This window comes from Pedococcus sp. P2_D9 (assembly GCF_056404275.1).
Genome location: NZ_JBFUEI010000006.1, coordinates 176,709 through 203,630, shown reverse-complemented (window position 1 = coordinate 203,630; position 26,922 = coordinate 176,709). Strand labels below are relative to the sequence as shown.

31 protein-coding genes, 1 tRNA gene and 1 riboswitch are annotated in these 26,922 nt (G+C 70.1%); of the genes, 11 read left to right on the top strand and 21 right to left on the bottom strand.

Going from position 1 to position 26,922, the window contains the following annotated elements; translation table 11 throughout:
• The 6 genes from AC1DXJ_RS12330 to AC1DXJ_RS12305 form a co-directional block, all read right to left on the bottom strand.
• The coding region (locus AC1DXJ_RS12330) for a helix-turn-helix domain-containing protein (protein ID WP_477616056.1) at positions 1-139 on the bottom strand (139 nt) is incomplete at its 3' end.
• 114 nt (positions 140-253) lie between these two features.
• Positions 254-326, bottom strand: a tRNA-Thr gene (locus tag AC1DXJ_RS12325).
• 197 nt (positions 327-523) lie between these two features.
• Entirely contained in the window at positions 524-1,261 is a 738-nt protein-coding gene (locus AC1DXJ_RS12320; RefSeq protein WP_477613941.1) for a transglycosylase family protein, read from the bottom strand.
• 11 nt (positions 1,262-1,272) lie between these two features.
• Positions 1,273-1,425: riboswitch (cyclic di-AMP (ydaO/yuaA leader) on the bottom strand.
• Positions 1,426-1,607: 182 nt separating this feature from the next.
• Entirely contained in the window at positions 1,608-3,104 is a 1,497-nt protein-coding gene (locus tag AC1DXJ_RS12315) for a threonine/serine exporter family protein (RefSeq protein ID WP_477613942.1), read from the bottom strand.
• A complete protein-coding gene (locus AC1DXJ_RS12310; protein ID WP_477613943.1) occupies positions 3,101-4,807 on the bottom strand; it encodes a serine/threonine-protein kinase in 1,707 nt (568 codons plus the stop codon). The genes AC1DXJ_RS12315 and AC1DXJ_RS12310 overlap by 4 nt, the downstream gene beginning before the upstream one ends.
• Before the next feature lie 64 nt (positions 4,808-4,871).
• Positions 4,872-5,300 (bottom strand): CBS domain-containing protein, encoded by a 429-nt coding sequence (locus tag AC1DXJ_RS12305; RefSeq protein ID WP_477613944.1) that lies wholly within the window; start codon positions 5,298-5,300, stop codon positions 4,872-4,874.
• Positions 5,301-5,456: 156 nt separating this feature from the next.
• On the opposite strand from AC1DXJ_RS12305, the gene AC1DXJ_RS12300 reads away from it, so the two are divergent.
• The gene (locus AC1DXJ_RS12300) at positions 5,457-6,971 is read left to right on the top strand and encodes an alpha,alpha-trehalose-phosphate synthase (UDP-forming) (protein ID WP_477613945.1); all 1,515 of its coding nucleotides are present in this window, start codon (positions 5,457-5,459) and stop codon (positions 6,969-6,971) included.
• On the top strand, positions 6,968-7,738 hold the full coding sequence (gene otsB, locus AC1DXJ_RS12295; protein ID WP_477624993.1) for a trehalose-phosphatase: 771 nt from the start codon (positions 6,968-6,970) through the stop codon (positions 7,736-7,738). Before AC1DXJ_RS12300 ends, otsB begins: the two co-directional genes overlap by 4 nt.
• 89 nt (positions 7,739-7,827) lie before the next feature.
• Here otsB and AC1DXJ_RS12290 read toward each other — a convergent pair whose 3' ends face one another.
• Entirely contained in the window at positions 7,828-8,010 is a 183-nt protein-coding gene (locus tag AC1DXJ_RS12290; RefSeq protein ID WP_477624994.1) for a hypothetical protein, read from the bottom strand.
• A 10-nt stretch (positions 8,011-8,020) separates the two neighbouring features.
• Between AC1DXJ_RS12290 and AC1DXJ_RS12285 the strand changes: the two genes are divergently transcribed.
• Positions 8,021-8,428: a DUF6318 family protein gene (locus AC1DXJ_RS12285; protein WP_477637093.1), complete on the top strand. Its 408-nt coding sequence runs from the start codon at positions 8,021-8,023 to the stop codon at positions 8,426-8,428.
• Positions 8,429-8,793: 365 nt separating this feature from the next.
• Positions 8,794-9,300, top strand: a complete 507-nt coding sequence (locus tag AC1DXJ_RS12280) for a hypothetical protein (protein ID WP_477637092.1) — start codon at positions 8,794-8,796, stop codon at positions 9,298-9,300.
• Positions 9,301-9,641: 341 nt separating this feature from the next.
• On the opposite strand, the gene AC1DXJ_RS12275 is transcribed toward AC1DXJ_RS12280, so the two are convergent.
• Entirely contained in the window at positions 9,642-10,655 is a 1,014-nt protein-coding gene (locus AC1DXJ_RS12275) for a LacI family DNA-binding transcriptional regulator (RefSeq protein ID WP_477613950.1), read from the bottom strand.
• Between the two features lie 270 nt (positions 10,656-10,925).
• Between AC1DXJ_RS12275 and AC1DXJ_RS12270 the strand changes: the two genes are divergently transcribed.
• The 3 genes from AC1DXJ_RS12270 (at position 10,926) to AC1DXJ_RS12260 (ending at position 14,206) form a co-directional block, all read left to right on the top strand.
• Positions 10,926-12,038 (top strand): ABC transporter ATP-binding protein, encoded by a 1,113-nt coding sequence (locus AC1DXJ_RS12270; protein ID WP_477613951.1) that lies wholly within the window; start codon positions 10,926-10,928, stop codon positions 12,036-12,038.
• 198 nt (positions 12,039-12,236) lie between these two features.
• Positions 12,237-13,526, top strand: a complete 1,290-nt coding sequence (locus AC1DXJ_RS12265; RefSeq protein WP_477613952.1) for a DUF4032 domain-containing protein — start codon at positions 12,237-12,239, stop codon at positions 13,524-13,526.
• A 59-nt stretch (positions 13,527-13,585) separates the two neighbouring features.
• Positions 13,586-14,206, top strand: a complete 621-nt coding sequence (locus AC1DXJ_RS12260; RefSeq protein ID WP_477637091.1) for an RDD family protein — start codon at positions 13,586-13,588, stop codon at positions 14,204-14,206.
• 48 nt (positions 14,207-14,254) lie between these two features.
• On the opposite strand, the gene AC1DXJ_RS12255 is transcribed toward AC1DXJ_RS12260, so the two are convergent.
• From AC1DXJ_RS12255 to cysS, 5 genes are all read right to left on the bottom strand, one after another.
• Entirely contained in the window at positions 14,255-14,575 is a 321-nt protein-coding gene (locus AC1DXJ_RS12255) for a CD225/dispanin family protein (protein WP_477613954.1), read from the bottom strand.
• Between the two features lie 137 nt (positions 14,576-14,712).
• Complete coding sequence (locus AC1DXJ_RS12250; RefSeq protein WP_477637090.1) at positions 14,713-15,156, bottom strand: DUF2752 domain-containing protein; 444 nt, start codon at positions 15,154-15,156, stop codon at positions 14,713-14,715.
• Between the two features lie 21 nt (positions 15,157-15,177).
• Entirely contained in the window at positions 15,178-15,486 is a 309-nt protein-coding gene (locus AC1DXJ_RS12245; protein WP_477637089.1) for a CD225/dispanin family protein, read from the bottom strand.
• Positions 15,487-15,573: 87 nt separating this feature from the next.
• Positions 15,574-16,566 (bottom strand): 23S rRNA (guanosine(2251)-2'-O)-methyltransferase RlmB, encoded by a 993-nt coding sequence (gene rlmB / locus AC1DXJ_RS12240; RefSeq protein WP_477624425.1) that lies wholly within the window; start codon positions 16,564-16,566, stop codon positions 15,574-15,576.
• Positions 16,567-16,577: 11 nt separating this feature from the next.
• Entirely contained in the window at positions 16,578-18,017 is a 1,440-nt protein-coding gene (cysS, locus tag AC1DXJ_RS12235; protein ID WP_477613958.1) for a cysteine--tRNA ligase, read from the bottom strand.
• Between the two features lie 79 nt (positions 18,018-18,096).
• Here cysS and AC1DXJ_RS12230 point away from each other — a divergent pair, with 79 nt between their 5' ends.
• Positions 18,097-18,483 (top strand): hypothetical protein, encoded by a 387-nt coding sequence (locus AC1DXJ_RS12230; protein ID WP_477637088.1) that lies wholly within the window; start codon positions 18,097-18,099, stop codon positions 18,481-18,483.
• On the opposite strand, the gene AC1DXJ_RS12225 is transcribed toward AC1DXJ_RS12230, so the two are convergent.
• The 3 genes from AC1DXJ_RS12225 to ispF are packed head-to-tail and all read right to left on the bottom strand — an operon-like array spanning position 18,431 to position 20,704.
• The gene (locus AC1DXJ_RS12225; protein WP_477613960.1) at positions 18,431-19,114 is read right to left on the bottom strand and encodes an MBL fold metallo-hydrolase; all 684 of its coding nucleotides are present in this window, start codon (positions 19,112-19,114) and stop codon (positions 18,431-18,433) included. The two genes, AC1DXJ_RS12230 and AC1DXJ_RS12225, sit on opposite strands and share 53 nt — an antisense overlap.
• A complete protein-coding gene (locus tag AC1DXJ_RS12220; RefSeq protein ID WP_477637087.1) occupies positions 19,114-20,199 on the bottom strand; it encodes an S-(hydroxymethyl)mycothiol dehydrogenase in 1,086 nt (361 codons plus the stop codon). Before AC1DXJ_RS12220 ends, AC1DXJ_RS12225 begins: the two co-directional genes overlap by 1 nt.
• A 10-nt stretch (positions 20,200-20,209) precedes the next feature.
• Positions 20,210-20,704, bottom strand: a complete 495-nt coding sequence (ispF, locus tag AC1DXJ_RS12215; protein ID WP_477624430.1) for a 2-C-methyl-D-erythritol 2,4-cyclodiphosphate synthase — start codon at positions 20,702-20,704, stop codon at positions 20,210-20,212.
• Positions 20,705-20,787: 83 nt separating this feature from the next.
• On the opposite strand from ispF, the gene AC1DXJ_RS12210 reads away from it, so the two are divergent.
• Entirely contained in the window at positions 20,788-21,381 is a 594-nt protein-coding gene (locus tag AC1DXJ_RS12210; protein ID WP_477613963.1) for a GNAT family N-acetyltransferase, read from the top strand.
• Here AC1DXJ_RS12210 and ispD read toward each other — a convergent pair.
• Positions 21,378-22,049, bottom strand: coding sequence for a 2-C-methyl-D-erythritol 4-phosphate cytidylyltransferase (gene ispD / locus AC1DXJ_RS12205; RefSeq protein WP_477637099.1), 672 nt, complete (start codon positions 22,047-22,049; stop codon positions 21,378-21,380). The genes AC1DXJ_RS12210 and ispD overlap by 4 nt on opposite strands.
• Positions 22,046-22,528, bottom strand: a complete 483-nt coding sequence (locus AC1DXJ_RS12200; protein ID WP_056922091.1) for a CarD family transcriptional regulator — start codon at positions 22,526-22,528, stop codon at positions 22,046-22,048. The genes ispD and AC1DXJ_RS12200 overlap by 4 nt, the downstream gene beginning before the upstream one ends.
• A gap of 219 nt (positions 22,529-22,747) precedes the next feature.
• On the opposite strand from AC1DXJ_RS12200, the gene AC1DXJ_RS12195 reads away from it, so the two are divergent.
• Positions 22,748-23,299: a hypothetical protein gene (locus AC1DXJ_RS12195; RefSeq protein ID WP_477637086.1), complete on the top strand. Its 552-nt coding sequence runs from the start codon at positions 22,748-22,750 to the stop codon at positions 23,297-23,299.
• Between the two features lies 1 nt (position 23,300).
• Here the strand turns inward: AC1DXJ_RS12195 and AC1DXJ_RS12190 are convergent, their stop codons facing one another.
• Both AC1DXJ_RS12190 and AC1DXJ_RS12185 read right to left on the bottom strand, forming a co-directional pair.
• Complete coding sequence (locus tag AC1DXJ_RS12190) at positions 23,301-23,984, bottom strand: winged helix-turn-helix domain-containing protein (RefSeq protein ID WP_477613965.1); 684 nt, start codon at positions 23,982-23,984, stop codon at positions 23,301-23,303.
• Entirely contained in the window at positions 23,981-25,183 is a 1,203-nt protein-coding gene (locus tag AC1DXJ_RS12185; protein ID WP_477613966.1) for a sensor histidine kinase, read from the bottom strand. The genes AC1DXJ_RS12190 and AC1DXJ_RS12185 overlap by 4 nt, the downstream gene beginning before the upstream one ends.
• A gap of 169 nt (positions 25,184-25,352) precedes the next feature.
• Here AC1DXJ_RS12185 and phoU point away from each other — a divergent pair, with 169 nt between their 5' ends.
• Complete coding sequence (gene phoU / locus AC1DXJ_RS12180) at positions 25,353-26,042, top strand: phosphate signaling complex protein PhoU (protein ID WP_477618378.1); 690 nt, start codon at positions 25,353-25,355, stop codon at positions 26,040-26,042.
• Between the two features lie 128 nt (positions 26,043-26,170).
• Here phoU and AC1DXJ_RS12175 read toward each other — a convergent pair whose 3' ends face one another.
• Positions 26,171-26,905: a phosphoglyceromutase gene (locus AC1DXJ_RS12175; RefSeq protein WP_477637085.1), complete on the bottom strand. Its 735-nt coding sequence runs from the start codon at positions 26,903-26,905 to the stop codon at positions 26,171-26,173.
• Positions 26,906-26,922 lie beyond the last annotated feature (17 nt).

Sequence of the window (26,922 nt, the reverse complement as noted above, 5' to 3'; positions counted from 1 at the left end):
GCTCGTACCTGGCCAACCACTCGTGCAGGGTTTGCCGCGAGACCGACCAGGCGGCCGCGACCTCCTTCACCGTGCGGCCGTCACTGATGACCGCCAGAACCGCCTTGTACCGCTGCTCAGCCACGCTCATCTCCCTCATCAAGGGAGTGTCAAGGATCAGCCGAAGTAGGTGTCAACCATCAACCGAAACACTGTCAGGCATCAACCGAAGCCCAAACGTCAAGCATCAGGCGAAGTCGTACACAGATCAGGGAGCCGACGGGGGGACTCGAACCCCCAACCCCTTGTTTACAAGACAAGTGCGCTGCCAATTGCGCCACGCCGGCCTGCCTGCCGCAGCAGACGGCGACGATGGTACCGGCGCGGGCGCCCTCGTCGAGAATTCCTGACCACCACACGGCAACCAGTGCCAGGGGGACAGCACCTGTTGCCACGTGGACGCCACGAATCGCCGCTCAGGCTGGTCGGCGACCATCCCGGAGCAACACGTCGCACCGGCTCACCGGCTCACCGGCGCGGTGGGTCAGCGGGCGTTGAGGTAGCTCTGCAGCGTCCGCACGGTAGCGCGGTCGAGCGAGTGCGAGCCGTTCTTCCGGGCGCCGATCTTCGCCTGGAGGGCGGCGACCGTCTTCGGGCCGATCACGCCGTCGGGCGCCGAGCCGACCTTGCGCTGCAACGCCTTGACGTCGGCGCGCGACAAGGTGCCGTTGACCGAGCCCCCGACCCAGCGCTCGATGGCGGCGTTCGTCTTCGGTCCGCGGATGCCGTCGACCACCAGCCTGCCCGCGGACGACCGTGCAGAGGAGGTCGCGGGGGCCTTGCGCACCACCGACCGCGACGCGGCTGTCTGCGTCGTGGTCGACCCGGCGTTGACCGCCCCGCCGTTGGCGCGGGTCAGTCCGGCCCGGGCCCCACAGGTCGGCCAGGCACCGGGCCCCTGGGAGGAGAGGACCTTCTGGGCGACCGAGATCTGCTGGGCCTTGGAGGCTCGGTTCGCGGTCGCGGCATAGCGCTCACCGCCGAAGGCATCCCAGGTGCGGTCGGAGAACTGCAGTCCGCCGTAGTAGCCGTTGCCCGTGTTGATGGCCCAGTTCCCACCGCTCTCACAGGCGGCAACCCGGTCCCAGACGGTCGATGCCGACGCGGAGGTCGCGGTCGCCATGCCTCCCGCGACGGTGGCGACACCGGCGACGGCGACACCGGTCACTCGACGGCGGACGGGGTTGACCTTCCGAGCAGAGTGCTTCGGGGCATAGAACATGGCGGGGGGGTTCCTCTCCTGACCGGCGCCTGCGGGGTGAGCTGTCGGGTTCGGGCTGTCAGGTGCCCGGTCGGCCGGAGCCGACTTCACCCCAAGGCCACCGTGGTGGCCGAATTGGGTCCCCCGTCCTCGTCTGCCCGGAGATCTTCCGGCAAGACATCCACCTGACGAGGCTCGGCGCGGTGGATGTGCATGGCTGATTGGGTATGCCGTGTGCAGTTGTGAGAGCGCATTTGCGCAGGTTGTCCACCGTAGAGGGCACTGACCCCGGCGACAAGCAATTCGGACACATTGACGGCAGCCCGCCGCCGGCTGTCGATCGCCGAAGGTCACCCGGTGCCGTTGATCAGCGCCGGCGGGCCCGCCGCTTCTGCACCATGCGGTGGTCGAACGGCGCGGCCATGAACTCCCCCAGCACGCTGCCGGCCGCGATCGCGAGCAGCACCGCCATCGCCCCGAGCAGGGTGGTCAGCCCGCCCTGGAGGGACAGGCTCCCGGAGTTGGCCGACGAGCCGTTCACCATCTCGTAGAGCCCTCGGAAGATGGCCAGACCCGGCAACAGTCCGTAGGACGCGGGCACGACGAGCACCATGGCCGGGGCACCCATGCGCAAGGCGAGCAGTCGGCCGGCACATCCCAGCACGATGGCCGCACTGCCGGCCGCCGCGAGCTGGCCGAGCCCTTCGACCCGGGACACCGCGAGTGACACGGCGACCCCGACGGCGCAGAGCAGCCCGCACGGGATGACCAGCAGCCGCCGGCTCCGCAGCGACACCGCGCCGGCCACGCCCACGACGAACGCTCCCACCACGGCCAGCACCACGGGGGCGTCGAGTGCCCGCGTCGCCATGATCGAGGGTGAGGCGAGCTCGAGGTCGAAAGCACTGGTCAGCGCGAACGTCAGGGACAGGCCCGTGGCCACCCCCAGGATGATCCCCGCCGTCGTCAGGAAGACGGCGAACATCCGGCCCGCACCCGTGACCGAGTAGCCCGAGATCGCGTCCTCGAACGCGGAGGCGACCGTCCGACCCGGGAGGAGCACCGTGATCCCACCGGCCACGATGAAGGCGAAGTCGGATGACGACACGGGCAGCCAGCCCGCAGCACCCAGGCTGAAGGCGCCCCACGCGATCGTCGTCGCCAGGAAGCCGCCGATGGCGCACTGGTAGAAGTCCGGGAGGCCTCCGCGGCCGAGGACGCGGGCGGCATACCCCACCAGGAGGGCCGAGATCCCCGCAACCAGGGCAGCGACCACACCGGCGCCGAGCATGACGGCGATGGCCGCGGCGAGCAGCCCGAGGGAGCCACGAACCGTCCACTTGGGCCAGAACCGAGGCGCGCGCCGGATCTCGCGCAGCTGCTCTGCCGCCGCCTCCCGGTCGTACGAGCCGGCGACGAGGTTCTCCACGAACTCGTGCACGGCCGTCAGCCGGGCGAAGTCGCGGGTCGACGAGCGCACGACCCGGAGCATGGTGATCGGCACCCCCGAACCGGTCGAGCACTGGATCAGCAGCGACTGGAGAGTGATGTCGACCTCGAGGTTGTCCAACCCGGCCGCGGCGGCCACCGCCACCACGGACGACTCGACCTGCGGTGCGCCCGCGCCACAACGCAGCATCAGCTCGCCGACCCGCAGCGCCAGGTCCAGGGACGCCCTGGCCTCACGCTCCTCGGCGGCCGCCTGGAGCACACGCGGGTTGCGGTAGGGCGTGTGTCGCAGGCTCTCGATCATCGGAAGCGTCTCGGTGAGCTCCTCCCCCCGCCAGATCCGGCTCTGGCGCAGCACCGGACGACGCTTGACCGGTCGTGGCCTGGCCGGCCTGCCCTCGGTGCCCTCCGTCATGCGGTGAGGCCGACGCCGGACAGCAGCCCCGACGGCGCCTCGGTCGGCCACCACTGCGGCACACCGGAGTTCTGCAGGCTCCACACGGCGAGCGCGCCAGCCGCAAGCAGCAACAGGACCACCAGCACCTGGGTCGCCCGCGGGCCGGGGCTGACTCCGCGGATGATGCTTCGGGTGCCGCGGCGCAGGCCCGACCCACCCGGGCCCCACCACGCCATCAACGCGGCAACCAGTGCGCCCACGGCCAGCGGGGCGGAGGAGTTCGGGTGCGGCGAGCCGCTGTTGACCGCCACCGCGGCCAGGGCTGCGCTGAAGACCGCACAGATCCCGACAAGCAGGGGCAGGATCGCGCTGACAACGGTCGCGAGCGCCCCCACGACGAGGTGCCAGGGGCTCGCGACGACGGCCAGCGGCATGTCGGACCGGCGGCGGCCGCGGTGGTGGCGACGCAGCACGAGCGAGGTCACCGAGCGGTCCGCGGTGCGGGCCGCCCAGGACCAGAGCACCGCGACCGCGACGGCCACCACGGGGAACCCCGCCGCTGCCGCGACCACGACGGTGAGCAGGGCCAGCAGGGTGCCGGTGCGCGCCGGGCGGCCGATGCGCGGGTCCGGCTCGCCGACCTCCCCCTCCCAGGCGGCCTGCCACTCGGACAGCTCGCCCTCGGGCTCGTCCCAGGGCACGAGGTCCTGCTCGGGTTCCGGCGCCCACTGCCCGTCAGACACCCACTGCGGCTCTGGGGCCCATTCCGGTTCGACAGGCAGGGCGACGGGCCCGGCGGCGACCGCAGGGCGTTCCCAGCGTGCGGTGGGACGGTTCTCCAACACCTGGGTATGCCGCGGGGGCGTCGCGAGCGCCTCGGTCACCGGTTTCCCGGTGGCGTAGCGCTCCAGCGCGTCGACGACCTCGTCGGAGTCGGGGCGCTGGCGCGGCTGCGGCGACAGCGCGGCATACAGGAGTGGGGCGAGGCGCGGGTCGACCCCGGTGAGGTCGGCCTCGCCCCTGCTGACCCGCGTCAGGACCACGTCCATCGGTCCGCGGCCGAAGGGCGGGGCGCCGCTGGCGGCGTAGGCCAGGGTGGCGGCCCATCCCCACCAGTCGGTGGCCTCGGTGACCGGGGCGCCCTCGACGACCTCGGGGGACAGGTAGCCGGGCGTCCCCATGACCAGCCCGGTCATGGTGATCCGGACGTCGTCTGCGACGTGGGCGATGCCGAAGTCGATCAGCACCGGGTCACCGTCGAGGAGCAGCACGTTGCCCGGCTTGAGGTCGCGGTGGATGACGTCGGCGGCGTGGATGGCGTGGAGGGCGTCCGCGAGGCCACGGCCCAGCCGGAGCAGCTCGCCGCCACGCATCGGGCCGGACTCCTTCACCACGTCGTCCAGGGCGGGGCCCGGGACGTAGCGGGTCACGAGGTAGGGCCGGTCGCCGTCGAGGTCGGCATCGATCACGGCCGCGACACGGTGGTCGTCGATGCGACGCAGGACCTGCACCTCGCGCGCCAGGCGGGTGCGGGCGTCGCGGTCGTGCGCCACGTGCGGGCGCAACAGCTTGAGCGCCACGGCCCTGCCACTGGGGTCGAGCGCCAGGTGGACCACTCCCATGCCGCCCTCGCCGAGCTGCTGGATGAGGCGGTACGGGCCGATCCGGAGGCCGTCGGGCGCGACGGACCGGCCGCTGCCCTCCATCGCCTCGGTCGTCATCCCCCTGCGTCCTGCGCCGTCATCCCCCTACGGTACGTGAGGGACCCCTGTGAAACGGGTGAGGTTACTGCTGGATGTACCCAACAAGTTGGTCACGCTCGGACTGGAGCTCGTCGATCCGGTGCTTGACGATGTCGCCGATGCTGACGATCGCGTGCAGCTTGCCATCGACCACGACCGGTACGTGGCGGATGCGCAGGTCGGTCATGGTGCGGGCCAGCTCGTCGATCTGGACATCAGGCCCACACGTCTGGACGTCGGCCGTCATGATCGAGCCCACGGGCGCCAGGAGCACGGCTGCGCCGTCACTGTGCAGGTGGCGCACGACGTCACGCTCGCTGACGATGCCGGTCACGCTTTCACCGTCGTCGCTCACGACGAGGGCACCGATGCGGTGCTCGGCGAGCAGGTCGAGCAGCCGTTCCACGGTCTCCTCGGAGCGGATGGTGACCACTTGGCCACCCTTGCGACGCACGACATCCGAGATCCTCATGCTCAGACGGTAGACCGCCGGGAGGGCCACCGCTAGGGGGAGCCCACGCACGCGGCATACCCGCCGGAGAGCTCCCACGGCCGTGGCACCGTGTGCCGTCAGGTCGGCTCGCGACATAGGGTTGCCACTGCAACTACACCGTGGAGTTGATTTTCTGTGCCTCGCAGCCAGCAGCAGTTCGACCTGGTCATCGCCGCCAACCGATTGCCCGTGGACCGGGTCGTGGACGCCGACGGGCAGGAGTCCTGGCGGACCAGCCCGGGCGGTCTGGTCACCGCCATGGAGTCGGTCATGCGCGGCCGCGAGGGCGCCTGGGTCGGGTGGCACGGAGAGGCGGGCGAGTCCCCCGAGCCGTTCGTCGAGGACGACATGTACCTGCGCCCCGTGCCCCTGTCCGAGGACGAGGTCGCCCACTACTACGAGGGCTTCAGCAACGACACGCTCTGGCCGATCTACCACGACGTCATCGTCCCGGCGACGTTCCACCGGTACTGGTTCACCGCCTACGAGACGGTCAACCGTCGGTTCGCGGAGGCGGTCTGCGAGGTCGCCGCGAAGGGCGCGACGGTGTGGGTGCACGACTACCAGCTGCAGCTGGTGCCCGCGATGGTTCGCGAGCTGCGTCCGGACGTGCGGATCGGCTGGTTCGACCACATCCCCTTCCCGCCGGTCGAGCTGTTCGCCCAGCTGCCCTGGCGCCGGGCCGTGCTCGAGGGGTTGCTCGGAGCGGACTACCTCGGGTTCCAGCGGGTCGCGGACGCGCAGAACTTCGTCCGTGCCTGCCGGCAGCTGCTGGGACTGCCCACCAAGGGGGACACGGTCTCGGTCTCGCGCGCCGACGACAGCCGGCGGGTGCGGGCCAGCGCCGTCCCGATCTCCATCGACTACGTCGGGCTCGAGGCGGTCGCCAAACAGCCCGAGACCCAGCAGCGCGCCAAGGAGATCCGCGAGTCGCTCGGCAACCCCCGCACGCTGCTCCTCGGCGTGGATCGACTCGACTACACCAAGGGCATCGGGCACCGGATCAAGGCCTACGGGGAGCTCCTCGAGGAGGGCCAGGTCTCGCCGCCCAACGAGGTCTTCGTGCAGGTGGCCACGCCGAGCCGCGAGCGGGTGGCTGCGTACCGCGAGCTGCGGCACGAGATCGAGGGCGAGGTCGGACGCCTCAACGGAGAGCACAGTCGCATCGGTTCGCCCGCGGTCCAGTACCTCCACCACTCCTACCCGCGGCAGGAGATGGCAGCGCTCTACCTCGCCGCCGACGTGGTCCTCGTGACCCCGCTGCGCGACGGCATGAACCTCGTCGCCAAGGAGTACGTCACCTGCCGTCACGACGAGGGCGGTGCGCTGGTGCTCTCGGAGTTCACGGGGGCCTTCCACGAGCTGCACCAGGCGTTCGTCTGCAACCCGCACGACATCGAGGGACTGAAGCAGACGATCATGCGGGCGATCGAGACGCCCGAGAAGGAGAAGCGGCGCCTGATGCGGTCGATGCGTCGCCGTGTCGCCGACCACGACGTGCAGCGGTGGGCATCCCGGTTCCTCGAAGCCCTCGCCGTCGCGCCGGATCGACCGCAGCGCACCACCAAGGAGCAGAAGGCCGACGACGAGCACGCCACGGCCGACCGCAAGGCGCGCGACCTGCACAACGCCGAGGACTCCATCCCGTGAGCCTGCCCCCGGGACTGACGGAGGCCATCGACGAGTTCGCTTCTGCGACAACAGTGCTCGTCGCGTCTGACTTCGACGGCGTGCTCGCGCCCCTCGTCCACGACCCGATGGCATCGCGCGCCCTACCGGGCACGATCGAGAGCCTCGAGGGCCTGGCGGCCCTTCCCTCCACGTATGCCGCGGTGGTGTCCGGGCGCGACCTCTCGACCCTGACCCAGCTCACCGGCCTGGCCGACAGCGCCGTGGTGCGGATCGGCAGCCACGGGGCGGAGACCAGCTCCGAGGTCGGTCGCGGCCTGAGCGACGACGAAGCACAGGCGCTCCACCGGGTCACCGACGACCTCAAGGACCTGTGCGTCGGACTGCCCCCCGGCGTCACGCTCGAGTTCAAGCCGACGGCCGTAGTCCTGCACACCCGCCGGATGGCCGACGAGTCCGCCGCGCGCGATGCCGAGGCGGCGGCGCTCGAGGTGACCACCCGGCATACCGGACTGCACGTGCTGCACGGCAAGCACGTGGTGGAGGTGAGTGTGGTGCGAGCGGACAAGGGCACCGCGCTGGTGGCGCTGCGCGACGAGGTGGGGGCGGACGTCGTCACCTACGTCGGCGACGACGTGACCGACGAGGACGCGTTCCGGGCGCTGGGGCCCGACGACCTCACCGTCAAGGTCGGTCCCGGCGAGACCGCTGCGCGGTTCCGCGTCGACTCCCCCGAGGACGCCGCCGAGGTCCTGCGGCTGGTGTTCGACCGACGCTCCGGGCGGTAGGGCGGTCTCGGCGGGTGTCCGCGCTGTGGATGGTGCTGGGCCAGTTGTCATCTGTTTGCGTAGAGTCGCGTGCGATCGGGTAGCGGGGGCTACTGAGGGGGATCGACCGTGGGTTCTGTGCGTGCGTATGCCGCGTCCGGCCTTGGCGTGGCGCTGGCCTTGGTGGGGTGTTCGTCGGGGGGCGCCGACCCGCCGGTTGGAGGTTCGACGACGTCGAGGAGTGCGACGAGCTCACCGCCGAGCAGGTCGGCGACGACGACTTCGCCTCCCACGACTGCTCCGGTGGACATCCCGGCGGCGGCAAGGGCGCACACCCCGGAAGGCGCCGAAGCCTTCGTGCGCTTCTTCGTCGAGCAATCCAACGTGGCTTGGACCAAGCCCGCGGCAGGACTACTCCCGCCGTTGAGCGATCCGGGTTGTATCGCGTGCAAGGKACTTGAGACCACGGCCTCCGAATTGGTCACCAAGAAGCAACGCTATGTCTCAGCCCCAATCACCCAAATCCGGACAACAGCGGTTTCCGGTGCGGTGGCTGCGCGCCAACTGATCCGTCTCACCGCCAACCAGAACCGGGTCAAGGTCGTGGACGCTGCCGGGACCGAAGTGAGAACGGACCCTGCCATGAAAATCGCGAGGACCGTGCTACTCATCTGGGGGGATGAACAGTGGCGAGTATTCGACGCACAGTGACTGCTGTTTGCCTTGGCTCTGTCCTCGTCCTGGCTCCCGCGGCCGCCTGGGCCGCGGACGGTTGGGGCGGCCTGTTCACGGGTGGTGGCTCCCGAACGACTCTGTTCGACCGCGCGGAGTTGTTAGCGATCCATGCTCAGGCGGCTGCAACTGCCGCGAAAGCGACGAGACATGAGTACGCGTCGGTCTCGAACTGTGGGTCGAACTCGCCCGACAATCCGAACGCGGATGACCTGTGCACCGAGGCCGCGGCCTTCTGCGCCGGAAACACCGATCAGCAGGGGCTCGGGCCGAGTGTGCGGCTGTTCCGTCGCACCGTTGACGCTGCGGGGAGTGCGACTGGGCCGTGGGTGCAATACGGGATCATGTGCTTCCCCGAGGACGCGCCGGGCGCGCGGCCGGTGGTGACGATGGCGATGGTCCTGGCGGCGTTCCACGACACCGCGTTCGCGAGGCCGACGTTGGAGGTCCAGCCCAAGGGCAACGTGACCCTGGTGACCCTGCCGACGTACTTCGAGACCCGCTGGCCGGACGCCGGCTACGAACCGGGCGAGATCGACCACGTGGACCGGGCGCGGATGGCGGGCTTCCGGGTGGAGATCCGGCCGCGGGCCAAGAGCATCACCTACGTCTACGGTGATGGCACGACGAGTGGGGCGGTGACCTCTCTGGGAGGTCCCTATCCGGAGGGCGACATCACCAAGTCGTACGCGAAGTCCGGCGACTTCACGGTCCGGGCCGATGCCACGTACACGGGTGAGTTCCGCGTCAACGGTGGCGAGTGGATCGACATCCCTGGCGAGGTGACGATCCAGGGCACCCCCGAGACCCTTCAGGTGAAGACAGCCAAGGCGAGGCTCTACACCCGCTGACCGGCGCCCAGTGCCGACCTGTTGCCGGCAGATCGTCACCGACCCCCGAAATCAGGGGGCCCGTGACCACCAGGACGCAACAAGTCCAACCCACCCCGACGTGTTGCCGGCAGATCGTCACCGACCCCCGCAATCAGGGGCCCCGTGACCACCAGRACGCAACAAGTCCAACCCACCCCGACGTGTTGCCGGCAGATCGTCACCGACCCCCGATCCAGGGCCTCCCGTGACCACCAGGACGCAACAAGTCCAACCCACCCCGACGTGTTGCCGGCAGATCGTCACCGACCCCCGATCCCGGCCCTCGCGTGACCACCAGGACGCAACAAATCGCAGCAGCTTCAGCGGCTGGGCGCGGCGCCGGTGGAGGCGCGCACCACGAGCTCGGGCCGGAACACGTACTCGGCTCGCGGAGAGGGCTCCCCGGCGATCTCGTCGAGCAGGGCTCCGACGGCGGCCTCGGCCATCGCCTGGACGCTCTGGCGCACGGTCGTCAGCGGCGGGTCGGTGAACGCGATGAGGGGCGAGTCGTCGTACCCCACCACCGAGAAGTCCGCTGGCACCTGCTTGCCAACCCGCCGTGCCGCCCGGATCGCGCCCAGGGCCATCAGGTCCGAGCCGCAGACGACGGCCGTGCAGCCCTTCTCGATCAGCCGCGCCCCGGCGGTGTCGCCACCTTCGACCGAGAACATGGTCCGCTCGATGAGCTCGTCGACGTCGTCGCGACCGAGCAGGTTCCTCATCGACGCGCGGAACCCGTCGATCTTGCGGATGACCGGGACGAAGCGCTCCGGCCCGACGGCCAGCCCGATCTGGGTGTGGCCGAGCTGGACGAGGTGGGTCAGCGCGAGCTCCATCGAGGCGACGTCGTCGTTGGAGATGAAGGGCGCGTCGATGCCCTCGCAGTAGCCGTTGACCAGCACGATCGGCAGCTCGCGCTCGCGCAGGGTGATGTACCGCTCGGGATCGGTCGTGACGTCCGCGTGCTGGCCCGAGACGTAGATGATCCCGGCGACGCCGCGATCCAGCAGCATCTGCACGTACTCGTCCTCGTGCACCCCGCCCGGGGTCTGCGTGCACAGCACCGGCGTGAACTGGTGCCGGGCGAGCGCCGTCTCGATGATCTGGGCGAACGCGGGAAAGATCGGGTTGGTCAGCTCCGGGACGATCAGCCCGACGAGGTCGGCGGTCTTGCGCCGCAGCCGCGACGGGCGGTCGTAACCCAGGATGTCCAGCGAGGTGAGCACGGCCTCGCGGGTGGACTCGGCGACCCCGGGCTTGCCGTTGAGCACCCTGCTGACGGTCGCCTCGCTGACGTCGGCATGCGCCGCGATGTCAGCCAGTCTCGCCTTCATGGCCGCGACGGTAGCAAGAACTTGCAGGCTTGACCGCCGACACCCTGCAAGAACTTTCAGGTATGCCGCGTGCGCGCCGCGGCCCCGTGGCATACCTGTCGCTTGCGCAAACGTTTTCATCCCCCTGCCCGCCGGCCGGACCAGCACTGGCGCAACGCCCCCTGCTGGGCCAGACTGAGGCCACCGCGGACACCGACGTCAGCGGCGGCACCACCCTTTACAACGGATCGTCCGGCACGTTCCTGCCGGTGAAGGAAAGGCAACGAAGCCATGGCAACAGTCAAGTTCGACGAGGCAACCCGGCTCTACCCGGGCAACGACAAGCCCTCGGTTGACAAGCTCAACATCGACATCGAGGACGGCGAGTTCCTCGTCCTGGTCGGTCCCTCCGGATGTGGCAAGTCCACCTCCCTGCGCATGCTCGCGGGCCTCGAAGAGGTCAACGCCGGCAAGATCTGGATCGGTGACCGAGACGTCACCAACCTGTCCCCCAAGGACCGCGACGTCGCGATGGTGTTCCAGAACTATGCGCTCTACCCCCACATGACGGTGGCCGACAACATGGGCTTCGCGCTCAAGATCGCCGGCGTCGACAAGGGTCAGATCCGCAAGCGCGTCGAAGAGGCCGCCAAGATCCTCGACCTCGAGCAGTACCTCGAGCGCAAGCCGAAGGCCCTCTCCGGTGGCCAGCGCCAGCGCGTCGCGATGGGTCGCGCGATCGTGCGCTCCCCCCAGGTGTTCCTCATGGACGAGCCGCTGTCGAACCTCGACGCCAAGCTCCGCGTCCAGACGCGCACCCAGATCGCCTCGCTGCAGCGCCGACTCGGTGTCACCACCGTCTACGTCACCCACGACCAGGTCGAGGCCATGACGATGGGTGACCGCGTCGCGGTCCTCAAGGACGGCCTCCTCATGCAGTGCGACACCCCGCGCCGCATGTACGACCACCCGAACAACGTCTTCGTCGCCGGCTTCATCGGCTCGCCGGCCATGAACCTGCTCGACGTCGACGTCGCTGACGGCGGCGTCAAGGTCAGTGGCAGCGTGATGCCGGTCGACCGCGAGGTCCTGGCGAAGGCGCACGGCAAGTCGATCACGATGGGCGTGCGACCCGAGGACCTCGAGCTGACCACCGAGTCCGGCGGCGGCATTCCCGTCACCGTCGACGTGGTCGAGGAGCTCGGCGCGGACGCCTACATCTACGGGTCCGCCAAGGTGCACCAGCACATCGAGGCCGACGAGGACAGCGACGCACCGGAGAAGCCGTTCATCGCCCGTGTCGACGGCCGCAAGCCCCCCAAGAAGGGCGAGACGGTCTACCTGGCCCCCAAGCAGGGGCACCTGCACCTGTTCGACGCGGAGAACGGCCAGCGCCTCAGCTAGGCCCCCCGCGGCTCGTATGCCGGGTGGCCGGTTCCCGTGCGCGGGGGCCGGCCACCTCGGTTTCTGGCCCGACGATTCATGGCCCGACGATTCATGGCCCGACGATTCATGGCCCGACGATTCATGGCCCCAGGCGTGGATCTCACCTGTGTGGAACGATGTTGACGCTGCCCACGACACCAGAGCGAGGCTGAGGACGTGGCACTACAGATCACCGCGGCACGACCTGACCCGGCCCTGCTGGACCTCCCCTGGGAGCTCCCCCTCGAGACCTGGCCGGAGGAGCACCTCGCTGCCCTCCCCCGCGGCATCTCGCGGCACGTGGTGCGGTTCGTCAAGCTCTCGGGACGGGTCCTGGCCGTCAAGGAGATCAAGGCCGACATCGCGGCGCGCGAGTACCAGATGCTGCGGATGCTGGGGAAGCTCGACCTGCCGTGTGTCGTGCCGTTCGGCGTCGTCAGCGGACGGGAGGACACCGACGGCGAACCCCTCGACGCCTGCCTCATCACCCGGCACCTCCAGTTCTCGCTGCCCTACCGCGCCCTGTTCAGCCAGTCGCTGCGCCCGGACACCTCGACCCGACTGATCGACGCGTTGGCCGTGCTGCTGGTCCGGCTGCACCTCGTCGGCTTCTGGTGGGGCGACGTGTCGTTGTCCAACACGCTGTTCCGCCGCGATGCCGGCGCGTTCGCGGCATACCTCGTCGACGCGGAGACCGGTGAGCTGCACCAGACGCTGACCTCAGGGCAGCGCGAGCACGACCTCGACATCGCTCGCGTCAACATCGCCGGCGAGCTGATGGACCTCGAGGCCGGCGGCTTCCTCGAGGCCGGCGTCGACCCGGTCGACACGTCCAACCGCATCGTCACCCGCTATGGCGACCTGTGGGCCGAGCTCACCGGCCTCGAGCGGTTCGAGAGTGGGGACCGGTGGCGCGTGGACGAGCGGATCCGCCGCCTCAACGAGCTCGGCTTCGACGTCGACGAGCTCTCGATCTCGACCGACATCGGGGGGACGACGATCCAGATCCAGCCCAAGGTCGTCGACGCCGGCCACCACTCGCGGCGCCTGCTGCGGCTCACCGGCCTCGACGTCGAGGAGAACCAGGCTCGTCGGCTGCTCAACGACCTCGACTCCTACCGCGCGGACACCGACCGCCAGAACGACGACGAGGAGATCGTCGCGCACGACTGGCTGGCCAAGATCTACGAACCCATCACCCGCACCGTCCCGCGCGACCTGGCCGGCAAGCTCGAACCCGCTGAGCTGTTCCACGAGGTCCTCGAGCACCGCTGGTACCTCTCCGAGCGGGCCGGGCGCGACATGCCGATCGAGGACGCGATCCGCGACTACGTGTCGACGGTGCTTCCGAGCAAGCCCGACGAGGCGACCGTGGTGGGCGTCGACACCGTCGAGATGCCGGTGGTGGCGATGTTCGACGACACCGTCGACGACGACCCGCGCCCTTCGCCTCGGCACCAGGCCTAGCACCGCTAGGGTGACGGCGCCCGCACGACCAACGACGTGCGCCGACCGCAGGGGGAACAGTGCCTGACCAGCCCGACCAGCCAACCGCACCGCTCCCGCCCCAGCCGGCGCAGCCATGGACCCAGGCGCCCGCCTACGGCGCACCCCACGGGTATGCCGGCCAGACGGCATACGGGGTCGGCTCGCCCTGGGGGCCGCTCGCCGGCTGGGGCACCCGGGTGGCGGCCATGCTCCTCGACAGCCTGCTCCAGCTGCTCGGCCTGGTCCCCTACGTCGTGGGGCTCATCCTGTTCGTCGTCGGCGCGCCGGACTCAGGCGGGTCCGACAGCAGGTACTCGGACTACGCGCCGGCCACGGAGGGCAACACGGGCCTGATGGTCGGCGGAGGCCTGCTCGTGCTGGCGGGCCTGCTCCTGATGCTCGGCATCCAGATCTGGAACCGCGCCTTCAAGCAGGGCCGCACGGGACAGAGCGTGGGCAAGAAGGTGATGGGCATCAGGCTGGTCGACGAGGGCACGGGACAGCCGATCGGCGCCGGGATGGCGTTCGTGCGGGACCTGGCGCACACGCTGGACGGGTTCGCCTACGTCGGCTACCTCTGGCCGCTCTGGGACGACAAGCGACAGACGTTCGCGGACAAGATCCTCAGCACCGTCGTGGTCGAGACGCCCAAGGGCTGACTGACCAGGTCCCCCGGCACGGACGACCAGGTGGCTCCTGGCTGAGGGTCAGGAACCGTTGCTCATGGCGGCGACCACGACGACGAAGAAGAGCCACACCAGGGCGCCCGCCACGCCAGCGATCGCCGACCACATCGCGAACTTCCTGGCCTTTTCCGAGGCGTCGGCTGCGCCGGCGACATCGCCCGCCTGCCACTTGCTGTTGACCTGGGCCGCGTAGACGATGGACGCGACCCCGAGCGGCAGGCAGCACAGGATGGTCGACAGGATCGCCCAGACCAGGTAGTTCGGCGGCGGGGCGCCAGCCACTCCAGCGGGGTTGTAGCCGGTCGCGGCCGGCGGAGGCGGCGGGTTGCCGTAGTCAGACATTGCGATTGCGTCCCTTCGGGGTGTGCGGGCGCCGCTCCCCCCAATGGGCGCGACAGGGCGAAACGCTAGCGGACGCAACCCGACTCGCGCCGGGAGTCAGGTAGCGAAGGGCCAAACGGACGGATCGGCGGGCGGGCTCAGACGGGCGACAGCCAGGTCCAGCCGGGCAAATTGCGCAGCACCCAGAACGCCAGCACCAGCGTCAGCAACGCGTACAGGAGCCGGGGAGGCGCCACCCAGGTCCGCGGCAGTCCGCGCCACAGCCGCCGCGCCCAGAGGACGAAGGCCACGAGGAGGCCGCCCGCGGCGAGCACCATCAGGGGGTTGCGGGCCAAGGCGCCCGCGACGTCACCGTGGGCGAGGTCGTGCAGGGCGCGCAGCGAGCCGCACCCCGGGCAGTAGTAACCGGTCACCGCCAGGAAGGGGCATGTCGGGTAGTGACCCGGCTGGTTGGGGTCGACCACCGCAACGAGGGTGGTCACGGCCGCGGCCGCGGCCAGGACCAGGCCGGGCACACGCAGCGCCCCGAGCCCCCGTGCGGCGACGGGTGGTGCGGGGCGCTGCGGTACCACGGCGGTCATGGCTGCCTCGGAGACCGAGACCTACTTGTTCAGGTTCGGCAGGACGAAGGCGAAGTAGAGGCCGTTGACGACGACGCCGACGACAGCCGCGATCATGGCGAAACGCTTCGCCTTCTCGGACGAGGCGCGGGCGCCGGCGGCGTCGCCCGCCTGCCACTTGCCGTTGACCTGGGCCGCGAAGACGATCGAGGCGATGCCCAGCGGGAGGCAGCAGAAGATCGTGGACAGAATCGCCCACACGAGGTAGTTCGGCGGCGGCGTGCCACCGGCGGTCGTCTGGCTGAAGCCGGGCGCGGGCGGAGGAGGCGGCGGGGTGCCGTAGTCAGACATGCGGTTGGTCCCTTCGAGTGTTCGAGCGCCGCTCCCCCATGGGCGCGACAGGGCGAAACGCTAGCGGATTCGTCCCGTTTCGTGTGGTCAGATCGCCCGACGTCGTGCGACTTCGTACAGCGCGACTCCCGTGGCGATGCCTGCGTTGAGGGACTCGACGGCCGAGGACATGGGGATGGAGACGATCTGGTCGCAGTTCTCCCTGACCAGGCGGGACAGCCCCTTGCCCTCCGACCCGGTCACGATGACGATCGGCTCGGTCGCGAGCTCGAGGTCGGGCAGCTGGACGTCGCCCTCCATGTCGAGCCCGAGGATGAAGAAGCCCGCCTTGCGGTACTCCTCCAGCGCGCGCGTCAGGTTCGCGGCCAGCGCCACGGGGACTCGGGCTGCGGCACCCGCCGACGTCTTCCAGGCGCTGGCGGTCATGCCGACCGAGCGACGCTCGGGGACGACCACGCCGTGGCCGCCGAACGCCGCCACCGAGCGGATGATCGCGCCGAGGTTGCGGGGGTCGGTGATGCCGTCGAGGGCAACCACGAGGGGTATGCCGGGTGCTTCCGGGTCGATGAAGTCGTGGGGGTGCGCGTACTCGTAGGGCGGGACCTGCAGGGCCAGGCCCTGGTGGACCGCACCGTCGGTGAGCCGGTCCAGCTCGCCGCGCGGGGTCTCCAGGATCGCGATGCCCCTGGCGGTGGCGATCTTGAGGGCTTCCCGGACCCGGTCGTCGGAGTCGATCCGGCCGGCGACGTACATCGTGGTCACGGGCACCTCGGCACGCAACGCCTCGACGACCGAGTTGCGCCCGGCGACGATCTCGCTCGAGACCTTGCCCCGGCGGGATCCACCGCGGCTGGCGCTGGGTCGAGCGCCCGGCTTGGACCCGCCGGACCTGGATCCGCCGGCTCGCTTCTCGGCGGCGGTGGCCATCCGGTTTGCCTTGTGCTTGGGACGCTCCTCGGCCTTGGGTGTCGGGCCCCTGCCCTCGAGGCCGCGACGACGCTGACCGCCGGAACCGACCTGGGGCCCCTTCTTCGACGCGCCCTTGCGAACGGCGCCACGTCGCTGGGAGTTGCCAGCCATGGGTGTTCCTCTCAGCTCTCGCGGCGGGCGAGCGACCAGTTCGCTCCCGACGCCGTGTCTTCGATGACGATGCCGGCCGCGCCCAGCTGGTCGCGGATCGCGTCCGCCGTGGCGAAGTCGCGCGCCGCCCGGGCCGCCGCGCGGGCGTCCAGCTGCACGCGGACCAGTGCGTCGAGCGCATCGTGGGCGTCGCCGGCACCGGCGTCGCTGCCGCCGCCCCAGTGTGGGTCGAGCGGGTTGATGCCGAGCAGGTCGGTCATGGCCACGACGGCGCCGAACGCGGTCGCCAACGCCTCGTCGTCACCGTCGTCGATGGCGGTGTTGCCCGCCCGGACGGTGTCGTGGACCACGGCGAGCGCGCCCGAGACGTTCAGGTCGTCGTCCATCGCCGCGGCATACGCCTCAGGCACGGTGGTGTGGTCCGGCGCGGTGGACGTTCCCTCGGGGAGGGCGCGCAAGGCGCGGGCGAGGAAGCCCTCGATGCGCTCGACGGCCGCCTCGGCCTCGCGCAGCGAGCCCTCGTGGTACTCGATCGTGGACCGGTAGTGGGCCGCCGTGAGGTAGTAGCGCAGCGCCAGCGGGCGGGCGACCTTGGTGACCTCGGAGACGATCAGGCTGTTGCCGAGCGACTTGCTCATCTTCTCGCCGCCCACGGTGACCCAGGCGTTGTGCAACCAGTAGGTCGCGAAGCCGAGGCCGGCGGCGTGCGACTGGGCCTGCTCGTTCTCGTGGTGCGGGAAGCGGAGGTCGACGCCGCCACCGTGGATGTCGAAGGAGTCACCGAGGTACTTCCGTGCCATGGCGGAGCACTCGAGGTGCCAGCCGGGGCGACCGGTGCCGAACGGAGTGGCCCAGGACGCGGTGACCGGCTCGGACTCCTTGCGTCCCTTCCAGAGGGCGAAGTCACGGGGGTCACGCTTGCCCCGGGGGTCGGCGTCCTCCGCGGCCTCCATGTCGTCAATCTTCTGGTGCGTCAGGGAGCCGTACTCGGGGAAGCTCTTGACGTCGAAGTAGACGTCGCCGCTGTCGTCCGTCGCGGCGTAGGCGTGGCCCTTGTCCACGAGGGTCTCCATCAGGGCGACCATCTCGGGAATGTGGCCGGTGGCGCGCGGCTCGTAGGTCGGGGCCAGCACCCCGAGCGAGTCGAGCGCGGCGGCCGTCGCCACCTCGTTGCGGTAGGACAGCGCGAACCACTGCTCCCCCGCGTCGGCGGACTTGGCGAGGATCTTGTCGTCGATGTCCGTGACGTTGCGGACGAGCGTCACGTCGTAGCCGTGGCGACCCTCGAGCCACCGGCGCAGCACGTCGAACGCCACGGCGAACCGCACGTGACCGATGTGGGGTGCGCCCTGGGTCGTGAGCCCGCAGATGTAGATGCCCACCCGACCAGGTTCCAGAGGGGTGAAGTCGCGCAGCTCACGCGCGGCGGTGTCGTACAGGCGAAGACTCACGGCGCAAGGCTACCTGCGCGAACACCACCCACCGAAACGCTAGGTTGGGCCGTCACGTAGAGCACCGGGGGGTTTGGTCGTGCTGTTGGGACTGTTCGGCATCGAGGGGGTGAGTGTCCTGACGGAGCTCACCATCGTCGGCCTGCTCGGCGCGGCCTACGTCGTGCGCAAGCGCGGGGGCGGCGAGCGCTGGGCCCGGTGGGGCGGGCGCGGCTTCGGGCTCCTCGCCATCGAGAGGGTCTGCTCGATCGTCACCACGCAGTGGATGCTGCACAGCTCCCTCCCGATGTACTACCGAGTTCGACGGATGGAGATCTTCACCCTCGCGGAGTGGCTCATCTCGGTGGCCGGCCTGGCACTGCTCGTGGCCGCCGTCCTGGTCGGGCGAGGAACACCCGGGCTGGCACCCGTTGTCAGTGACCGCGGTCGAGCCACTCCTGCAGGTGCGGAGCCTCCGCCCCGATGACGGTCGAGTCGCCGTGTCCGGTCAGCACGACGGTCTCGTCGGGCAAGGTGAGGAGCCGGTCGCGGATCGACTCGATGATCGTCGGGAAGTCGCTGTACGACCGCCCTGTCGCGCCGGGCCCGCCGTTGAACAGCGTGTCCCCCGTGAAGACGACGTCCAGGGCCGGCACGTAGAGCGAGCACGACCCCGGAGTGTGGCCCGGCGTGTGGATCACGTGCAGGTCGACGTCACCGACCGTGATCACCTGGCCGTCAGCCAGCTCGCGGTCGGGGGTGACGGGATACACCTGGTCCCAGAGCATCCGGTCCGCAGGATGCAGGTATGCCGGGGCGCGTGTGCCGTCGCACACCTCGGCGACGGCGTTGATGTGGTCGTTGTGGGCGTGGGTGGAGATGACGGCGGTGACCCTGCGCTGGAGGTCGATCGACTTCACGATCTTCCTGCCGTCGTGGGCCGCGTCGATGATGACGCACTCCTTGTCGTCACCGACCACCCAGACGTTGTTGTCCACCTCCCAGCTGCCTCCGTCCAGCTCGAACGTCCCGGAGGTGACGATCCGATCGACGCGGACGCCACCCGCGGAGGGCGAGATGACCGGCATACCCGGGTCCTGGTCGTCAGCCGCGGCCATCAGAGGACCACCACCGAGCGGAGGACCTCGCGGCGTTCCATCTTGTCGAAGGCACCCTCGACATCGCCGAGCGAGATGCGCTCCGACACGAACGCGTCGAGGTCGAACCGGCCCTGCCGGTAGAGGTCGACCAGCATCGGGAAGTCACGGCTGGGCAGGCAGTCGCCGTACCAGCTGGACTTGAGCGCACCACCGCGGCCGAAGATCTCGATCATGGGCAGGGTGACCTGCTTGTCGGGGGTGGGGACGCCGACGAGCACCACCGTGCCGGCCAGGTCGCGGGCATAGAAGGCCTGTTCGTAGGTCTCCGGGCGGCCGACCGCCTCGACGACCACGTCCGCGCCGAACCCGCCCGTCAGCTCACGGATCCGCTCGACGACGTCCTCGTCCTTGCCGTTGACGGTGTGGGTGGCGCCGAAGGTCCGGGCAGTCTCGAGCTTTCGGTCGTCGACGTCCACCGCGATGATCGTCGTCGCACCGACCACGGAGGCCCCGGCGATGGCGGCGTTGCCGACGCCACCGCACCCGATGACGGCGATCGAGTCGCCGCGACCCACGCCACCGGTGTTGACGGCGGCACCGAAGCCGGCCATCACCCCGCACCCGAGCAGGCCCACGGCCGCCGCGTCGGCCTCGGCGTCGACCTTGGTGCACTGCCCGGCGGCGACCAGGGTCTTCTCGATGAAGGCGCCGATGCCGAGCGCAGGGCTGAGCGCGGTGCCGTCCTCGAGGGTCATCTTCTGCGTGGCGTTGTGGGTGTTGAAGCAGTACCAGGGCTTGCCCTTGGCGCAGGCCCGGCACTGCCCACACACCGCGCGCCAGTTGAGGATCACGAAGTCACCCGGCGCGACCTCGGTGACGCCCTCGCCGACGGACTCCACGACGCCCGCCGCCTCGTGTCCGAGCAGGAAGGGGAACTCGTCGTTGATGCCGCCCTCGCGGTAGTGCAGGTCGGTGTGGCAGACCCCGCAGGAGTGGACCTGGACCACGGCCTCGCCGGGTCCGGGGTCGGGGACGACGATGTCGACGAGCTCGACGTCGGCGCCCTTGCTGCGGGCGATGACGCCCTTGACGGTCTGCGGCATGCGGGGCTCCTCAGTTGGTGGGGCGGACGAGGGCAGTCGCGATCGCGGCGATTCCCTCGTCGCGACCGGTGAGCCCCAGGCCATCGGTGGTCGTCCCGCTCAGCGACACCGGTGCCAGTGCGCACCCTGTCATGGCTTCCTGCGCCTCCGCACGGCGCGTCCCGATCTTCGGACGGTTGCCGATCACCTGGACGGCGACGTTGCCGATCTCGAAGCCCGCCTCGCGCACGAGCCGGGCGGCCTCGCCCAACAGGGTCAGCCCCGAAGCCCCCGCGAGCTCAGGGCGGTCGGTGCCGAAGTGCACCCCGAGGTCACCGAGGCCGGCGGCCGAGAACAGCGCGTCGCACGCCGCGTGACAGGCGACGTCCGCGTCGGAGTGCCCCTCGAGCCCGGTGACGCCCGGCCACAGCAGGCCGCCCAGCCACAGCTCGCGACCCGAGCCCTCGGGCGCGAAGGCGTGCACGTCCACGCCCACGCCCGTGCGCGGCATACCGGTGGTCCCCATGGCGTCCATCCAACCACCCGGGACTCCCGGGACCCGGATAACGAGGTGAGCCGGGCACGCCCGAGCCGTTAGCGTTGCCGCGCATGAGCACCCCGACGCAGGCGCTGGCCGTCCCCGTCCTCGCCGGCGACCTGGTGACCCTTCGGCCGCACTCGTCGGACGACCTCGACGCGATCTACGAACGGTGCGTCGACCCGCTGACCAAGCGCTTCACGACGATCCCGCTGGAGTACACCCGCGAGATGGCGCAGGACTACCTCTCGGGCCTGCTCGAACCCTCACCCGTCCTCATCTCGTGGGGCATCGAGGTCGAGGGCCGCTATGCCGGGACCATCGACCTCCGGGTGCTGCCCGTGGACGACGGTGCAGGCGATCTCGGCTACGTCACCCACCCGGCGTTCCGCGGACGGGGCGTGATGTCCGAGGCGGTCCGGCTCGTGGTCGTCCACGCCTTCGACACCCTCGGCTGGCAGACCGTCCGCTGGGAGGCGCACGCCGGCAACTGGGGCAGCGCCAAGGCGGTCTGGCGCGCGGGGTTCCCGGTGCCGGCCTTCGTGCCCGATCTGTTGATCGAGCGCGGCCGGCTCGTCGACGGCTGGATCAGCACGCTCCACGCCCCTGCCCCTGCCGGGCCGATGACCCCGTGGGACGAGTTCGTCGCGGCCCTGACGCCCTAGTCCGCGACGTGGCGTTCTGCCAGGGCCAAGTCGTCCGGCGTCGTGATCTTGAAGGCGAGCCGGTCTCCGTCGACCACGCGCACGTGGCCGCCCATCCGCTCGACCAGGGCTGCGTCGTCGGTCGCCTGCCCACCCGAGGCGTGGGCGTGCACCAGCACCTCACGCAGAAACGCCTGCGGTGTCTGGATCGCCCGCAGCTGGGTGCGGTCAGGCGTTGCGGTGACGCGACCAGCCGCGTCGACCACCTTGACGGTGTCCGTGACGGGTATGCCGGGAACGACGGCCGGGTGCCCCGACCGCACCTCGTGCACCAGGCGGGAGAACAAGCTGGCCGGCGCGAGGGCGCGGGCCGCGTCGTGGACCAGCACGATGCCGTCGTCGGGGCGCAGCGCCGCGAGACCTGCTGCCACGGAGTCCGTCCGCTCGGCGCCACCGGCGACCACGTCCACGTCGTCGGGCCGGCTGCTCCGGGACGCGATCGCGCCCGCCTCCCTCAGGTGGGAAGCGGGCGCAACCACGACTACGTGTGAAATCTCAGGCGCCGTCAGGGCGCGCTGGACGGCGTGCTCGAGCAACGGCATACCCGCCACGACCACGAAGGCCTTGGGCTGGGTGGCGCCGAGCCGGGTGCCTTGCCCTCCAGCGACGAGGACGACGGCAACGCTCAGGAGGCGAGCACCTCGTCGAGGATTGCCTCGGCCTTGTCCTCGTTGGTCTTCTCGGCGAGCGCGAGCTCGGAGACGAGGATCTGACGAGCCTTGGCGAGCATGCGCTTCTCGCCGGCCGACAGGCCACGGTCCTTGTCACGACGCCACAGGTCGCGAACGACCTCGGCCACCTTGATGACATCGCCGGAGGCGAGCTTCTCGAGGTTGGCCTTGTAGCGGCGCGACCAGTTGGTCGGCTCTTCGGTGTGGGGAGCGCGGAGGACTGCGAAGACCTTGTCGAGCCCTTCCTGTCCGACGACGTCCCGGACGCCGATGTCCTCGCAGTTGTCTGCGGGAACCTCGATCGTCAGATCGCCCTGGGCCACCTTGAGCTTGAGGTAGATCTTCTCCTCGCCCTTGATCGTGCGGGTATTGATTTCTTCGATGAGTGCAGCCCCGTGGTGGGGGTACACGACCGTCTCGCCGACCTTGAAAACCATGTGCTGTTTTCCCCTTTCGCGACTCTCAGAATATCACGCCACGCCGACGTCGGGAAAGCCAGCCAGAATGCGTTTGCGCAGGTCAGGGGCGCGCAAAGGCCTTGCGGGGCAACGAATTCGGTCTTGACAGAATGGTCACTTCCGTGCAACGCGCACGGGTGCGCACTCGGGTGCAGAGGGTCGGCGCGCGGCCGGCACCCGGCCGGTAGGCTGTCTCCCGTGACCCGCCGAACCCCGCTGGCCCGCCGTTCCGGAGGCCGTTCCACCAGTCCGCGCCCTTTCCTGCGACGCCTGCTCCCGGTCGCGGTGGCCGGTGCCGCCCTCGCGCTCTCGGCCTGCCAGACGCAGTCGCCGATGCAGACCGACGTCCCCTACGTCGCGGCCGACGGTGTCCCCGTTGACCTCGGCGCCGTGCAGCTGCGCGACCTCGTCGTCGTCAGCGGCGGCAAGGACAAGGCCGGCGTGCTGTCGGCGTCGGTCAGCAACAACAGCAGCGAGGCGCAGCGGATCGCGTTCGCCCTGCCGCAGGGCCAGCCCGTGTATGCCGAGGCGCCGGCCCACTCCGAACGTCGCCTCTCCGACGCGACCCAGGTGCAGCTGCCGGGCGTGCCGGTCAGCCCCGGCGATGTCGTCACGCTCAGCGTGCAGTCGCCGAGCGCACCCGCCGTCGTCGTGGTGGTGCCGGTGCTGTCGGCCAGCGGGTACTACGCCTCGCTCGCCCCGACCAACCCGCCCGTCGCGGCCACCCCCACGGCGACGGCGACTCCCTGACTCAGTCTGACTCGAACTTGTAGCCCAGTCCGCGCACCGTGACGATGTGCCGGGGGTCGGCCGGGTCGGGTTCGATCTTGGCGCGCAAGCGCTTCACGTGGACGTCGAGCGTCTTGGTGTCGCCGACGTAGTCACTGCCCCAGACGCGGTCGATGAGCTGCATGCGCGTGAGCACGCGGCCGGTGTTGCGCAGCAGCATCTCGAGCAGCTCGAACTCCTTCAGCGGGAGCTGGGTCGGCTCCCCCGAGACGGTGACGATGTGCCGCTCGACGTCCATGCGCACCGGACCGGCCTCGATCGTGGCGGGCAGCAGGTCCTCGGGCTCGGACAGCCTGCGCAGTACTGCCTTGATCCGGGCCAGCAGCTCGCGGGACGAGTAGGGCTTGGTCACGTAGTCGTCCGCACCGATCTCCAGACCCACGACCTTGTCGATCTCGCTGTCCTTGGCGGTGAGCATGATGACGGGGACGTTCGAGCGCGACCGGATCGCGCGGCATACCTCGGTGCCGGACAGGCCCGGGAGCATCAGGTCCAGGAGCACGAGGTCGGCACCGGCCCGGTCGAAGTCGGCGAGCGCCTCGGGTCCGGTCTCGGCGACGGCGACCTCGTAGCCCTCCTTGCGGAGCAGGTAGGACAGGGGGTCCGAGAACGAGATCTCGTCCTCGACGACCAGGATGCGCGTCATGCCGGGGTGTCTCCTCGGGTCGGGTGCGGCTGCTCTGCTGAAGGGCTGGGCGATGGGCGCGAGGACCCGGTCCGGTCGACCGCGGCGGGTAGGCGGATGGTGAAGGTCGACCCGCGCCCTTCCTCGCTCCACACGTCGACGTCGCCGCCGTGGTTGGCGCAGATGTGCTTGACGATGGCCAGGCCGAGACCCGTCCCGCCGGTGGCGCGGGAGCGCGCGTCGTCGACGCGGTAGAAGCGCTCGAAGATGCGCGTCTGCTCGCTCGCCGGAATGCCCTGCCCCTGGTCGGTGACGGTGATCTCGACCATCTCGCCCGCGAGGCGACCGGCGACGGCGACCCGGGTTCCGGGCTCGGAGTAGGCGACGGCGTTGCCGATGAGGTTGCGGACAGCGGTGACGAGCAGGGCCTCGTCGCCGAAGACCTTGAGGTCGGCAGCGCAGGCCTCCGCGATGTCGATCTGCTTGGCGTCGGCGCCGACGCGCGAGTAGTCGATCGCCTCGTGCACGGCTGCCGTCACGTCGACGAGCCGGGGTTCGTGGAGGGTGTCGGCCACCTGCAGGCGCGACAGGTCGACGATCTCCTTGACGAGCTGGGCCAGCCGATGGCTCTCGACCTGCATCCGCGAGGCAAACCGCTCGACCGCCTCGGGGTCGTCCTTGGCGTCCTGGATCGCCTCGGCCAGCAGGCCCAGCCCGCCCACCGGGGTCTTGAGCTCGTGGCTCACGTTGGCCACGAAGTCGCGCCTGACCTCCTCGACGCGCTGGGCTTGAGTGTGGTCCTCGACCAGCAGCAGCACGTGGCTGCTCCCCAGCGGGGCCACTCGGGCGTGCATGATCGAGCGGGCCTGGCCGAGCGGGCCGCGGGCCAGCTCGAGCTGGGACTCACGGATGACGCCGTCGCGGCGGACCTGCCTGGCCAGGTGGCGCAGCTCGCGGTGGACCAGCTCCTTGCCCTTGACCAGGCCGTAGGCCGCGGCGGACGGTGAGTTGTTGATGACCTCGTCGGCCGAGTCGACGACGATGGCGCTGGAGCGCAGCACCGCGAGGACGTCGGCCACCCCCGACGGCAACGGCGTGACCGGAACCGTCGGCGGCACACTGGTCTGCTGTCGCTCGGAGTAGCGCACGGCGATGACGGCAAGGGCGCCGGTCAGCAACCCGGCGAACCCGGCCAAGACGGCAGCGCTGGTCGCATCCACCCCATCAATGTACGGTGCGGAACATCCCCTTCCGAGCACGAAACGACACCCCAACGCACGGCCGTACCCAGATGTTCACCTGAGGTCACCCGATCGTTAACTGCCCCGTGGGAGCCTCGGCTCGCACACCTCACCACGCCCACCCGTGCCCAACACCCCTAGGGAAGCAATGCGCAACGCCTTTCACGAGGACCTGGACACCATCTCCGACCAGCTGGTCGAGATGACGCGTCTGGCCGGGTCCGCCATGGCCCGGGCCACGACGGCCCTGCTCGACGCCGACATCCAGCTGGCCGAATCGGTCATCAAGGCCGACAAGGAGCTGGATCGCATGCGCGAGGACCTCGACGCGCTCTCGATCGACCTCCTGGCCCGACAGCAGCCGGTCGCCACAGACCTGCGCATGGTCGTCACCAGCATGCGGATGAGCGCCGACCTCGAGCGCATGGGAGACCTCGCCCGGCACGTGGCCAAGGTCGCGCGGCTGCGCTACCCCGACTCCGCCGTGCCGGCCGACATCCGAGCGACGATCCTGCAGATGGGCCAGGTGGCCGAGCGCATCGTCGCCAAGTGCGGGCAGGTCATCGCCGCCAAGGACGTCGAGGACGCCAAGACGCTCGAGCGCGACGACGACGCGATGGACGAGCTGCACCGCACGCTGTTCAGCCACCTCATCGACGGGACGTGGAAGCACGGCACCGAGGCAGCCGTCGACATGACCCTCGTGGGTCGCTACTACGAGCGCTTCGCCGACCACGCCGTGTCGGTCGCCCACCGCGTCGTCTACCTCGTCACCGGTGAGTGGGACGTCGCCGAGGACCACGAGGAGCAGGAAGACCGCGCGACCGGTCCGCAGTAACCGCCTCGCGCGGCACTCACCTCGCGCGCCACTCACCTCGCGCGGCAAAACGGCCGTTGCGCGGCGAAACGGGAGTTGTAGACCCCGTTTCGCAGCGCAACGGCCGTTTTGCGTCAGACGTCGGCGCGCTAGCGGCCCTGGTTGGCGACGGCTGCGGCGGCCTCGGCGGCGGCCTCGGGGTCGAGGTACTCCCCCGGCTTGGTCGGCATGAAGTCCTCACCGAGGGTGTAGACGAGCGGCTGGCCGGTCGGGATGTTCAGGGCGGCGATGTCCTCGTCGCTGATGCCGTCGAGGTGCTTGACCAGTCCGCGCAGGCTGTTGCCGTGGGCCGTGACCAGCACCGTCTCACCGGACCGCAGGTCGTCCTGGATCGGCCCCTCCCAGTAGGGCATGAACCGCTCGATGACGTCCTTGAGGCACTCGGTCCGCGGCACGTCGATGCCGGCGTAGCGCGGGTCGCCGCTCTGGTCGAACTCGGACCCGGCCTCGATCGGCGGCGGCGGCGTGTCGAACGACCGCCGCCACAGCATGAACTGCTCGTCGCCGTACTTGTCGCGCGTGGCCGCCTTGTCGAGCCCCTGGAGCGCGCCGTAGTGGCGCTCGTTGAGCCGCCAGTCGCGCCTGACCGGGATCCAGTGCCGGTCCGCTGCGTCGAGTGCGAGGTTCGCCGTGTTGATGGCGCGCCGAAGCACCGACGTGTGCACGACGGTGGGCAGAACTCCCTTGTCCCTCAGCAGGTTTCCACCGTTGACGGCCTCCTCGCGACCCTGGTCGTTCAGGTCGACGTCGACCCAGCCGGTAAAGAGGTTCTTGGCGTTCCAGTCGGAGTGCCCGTGGCGCAGCAGGATGAGGGTGTATGCCATGCGGGCCAGCCTAGCGA

Coding starts and splice junctions, on each gene's coding strand:
- AC1DXJ_RS12320 (WP_477613941.1), bottom strand. CDS start 1,261: ATGTTCTATGCCCCGAAGCACTCTGCTCGGAAGGTCAACCCCGTCCGC.
- AC1DXJ_RS12315 (WP_477613942.1), bottom strand. CDS start 3,104: ATGACGGAGGGCACCGAGGGCAGGCCGGCCAGGCCACGACCGGTCAAG.
- AC1DXJ_RS12310 (WP_477613943.1), bottom strand. CDS start 4,807: ATGACGACCGAGGCGATGGAGGGCAGCGGCCGGTCCGTCGCGCCCGAC.
- AC1DXJ_RS12305 (WP_477613944.1), bottom strand. CDS start 5,300: ATGAGGATCTCGGATGTCGTGCGTCGCAAGGGTGGCCAAGTGGTCACC.
- AC1DXJ_RS12280 (WP_477637092.1), top strand. CDS start 8,794: ATGTGCTTCCCCGAGGACGCGCCGGGCGCGCGGCCGGTGGTGACGATG.
- AC1DXJ_RS12275 (WP_477613950.1), bottom strand. CDS start 10,655: ATGAAGGCGAGACTGGCTGACATCGCGGCGCATGCCGACGTCAGCGAG.
- AC1DXJ_RS12270 (WP_477613951.1), top strand. CDS start 10,926: ATGGCAACAGTCAAGTTCGACGAGGCAACCCGGCTCTACCCGGGCAAC.
- AC1DXJ_RS12255 (WP_477613954.1), bottom strand. CDS start 14,575: ATGTCTGACTACGGCAACCCGCCGCCTCCGCCGGCCGCGACCGGCTAC.
- AC1DXJ_RS12250 (WP_477637090.1), bottom strand. CDS start 15,156: ATGACCGCCGTGGTACCGCAGCGCCCCGCACCACCCGTCGCCGCACGG.
- AC1DXJ_RS12245 (WP_477637089.1), bottom strand. CDS start 15,486: ATGTCTGACTACGGCACCCCGCCGCCTCCTCCGCCCGCGCCCGGCTTC.
- rlmB (WP_477624425.1), bottom strand. CDS start 16,566: ATGGCTGGCAACTCCCAGCGACGTGGCGCCGTTCGCAAGGGCGCGTCG.
- AC1DXJ_RS12225 (WP_477613960.1), bottom strand. CDS start 19,114: ATGGCCGCGGCTGACGACCAGGACCCGGGTATGCCGGTCATCTCGCCC.
- AC1DXJ_RS12220 (WP_477637087.1), bottom strand. CDS start 20,199: ATGCCGCAGACCGTCAAGGGCGTCATCGCCCGCAGCAAGGGCGCCGAC.
- ispF (WP_477624430.1), bottom strand. CDS start 20,704: ATGGGGACCACCGGTATGCCGCGCACGGGCGTGGGCGTGGACGTGCAC.
- AC1DXJ_RS12210 (WP_477613963.1), top strand. CDS start 20,788: ATGAGCACCCCGACGCAGGCGCTGGCCGTCCCCGTCCTCGCCGGCGAC.
- AC1DXJ_RS12200 (WP_056922091.1), bottom strand. CDS start 22,528: ATGGTTTTCAAGGTCGGCGAGACGGTCGTGTACCCCCACCACGGGGCT.
- AC1DXJ_RS12190 (WP_477613965.1), bottom strand. CDS start 23,984: ATGACGCGCATCCTGGTCGTCGAGGACGAGATCTCGTTCTCGGACCCC.
- phoU (WP_477618378.1), top strand. CDS start 25,353: ATGCGCAACGCCTTTCACGAGGACCTGGACACCATCTCCGACCAGCTG.
- AC1DXJ_RS12175 (WP_477637085.1), bottom strand. CDS start 26,905: ATGGCATACACCCTCATCCTGCTGCGCCACGGGCACTCCGACTGGAAC.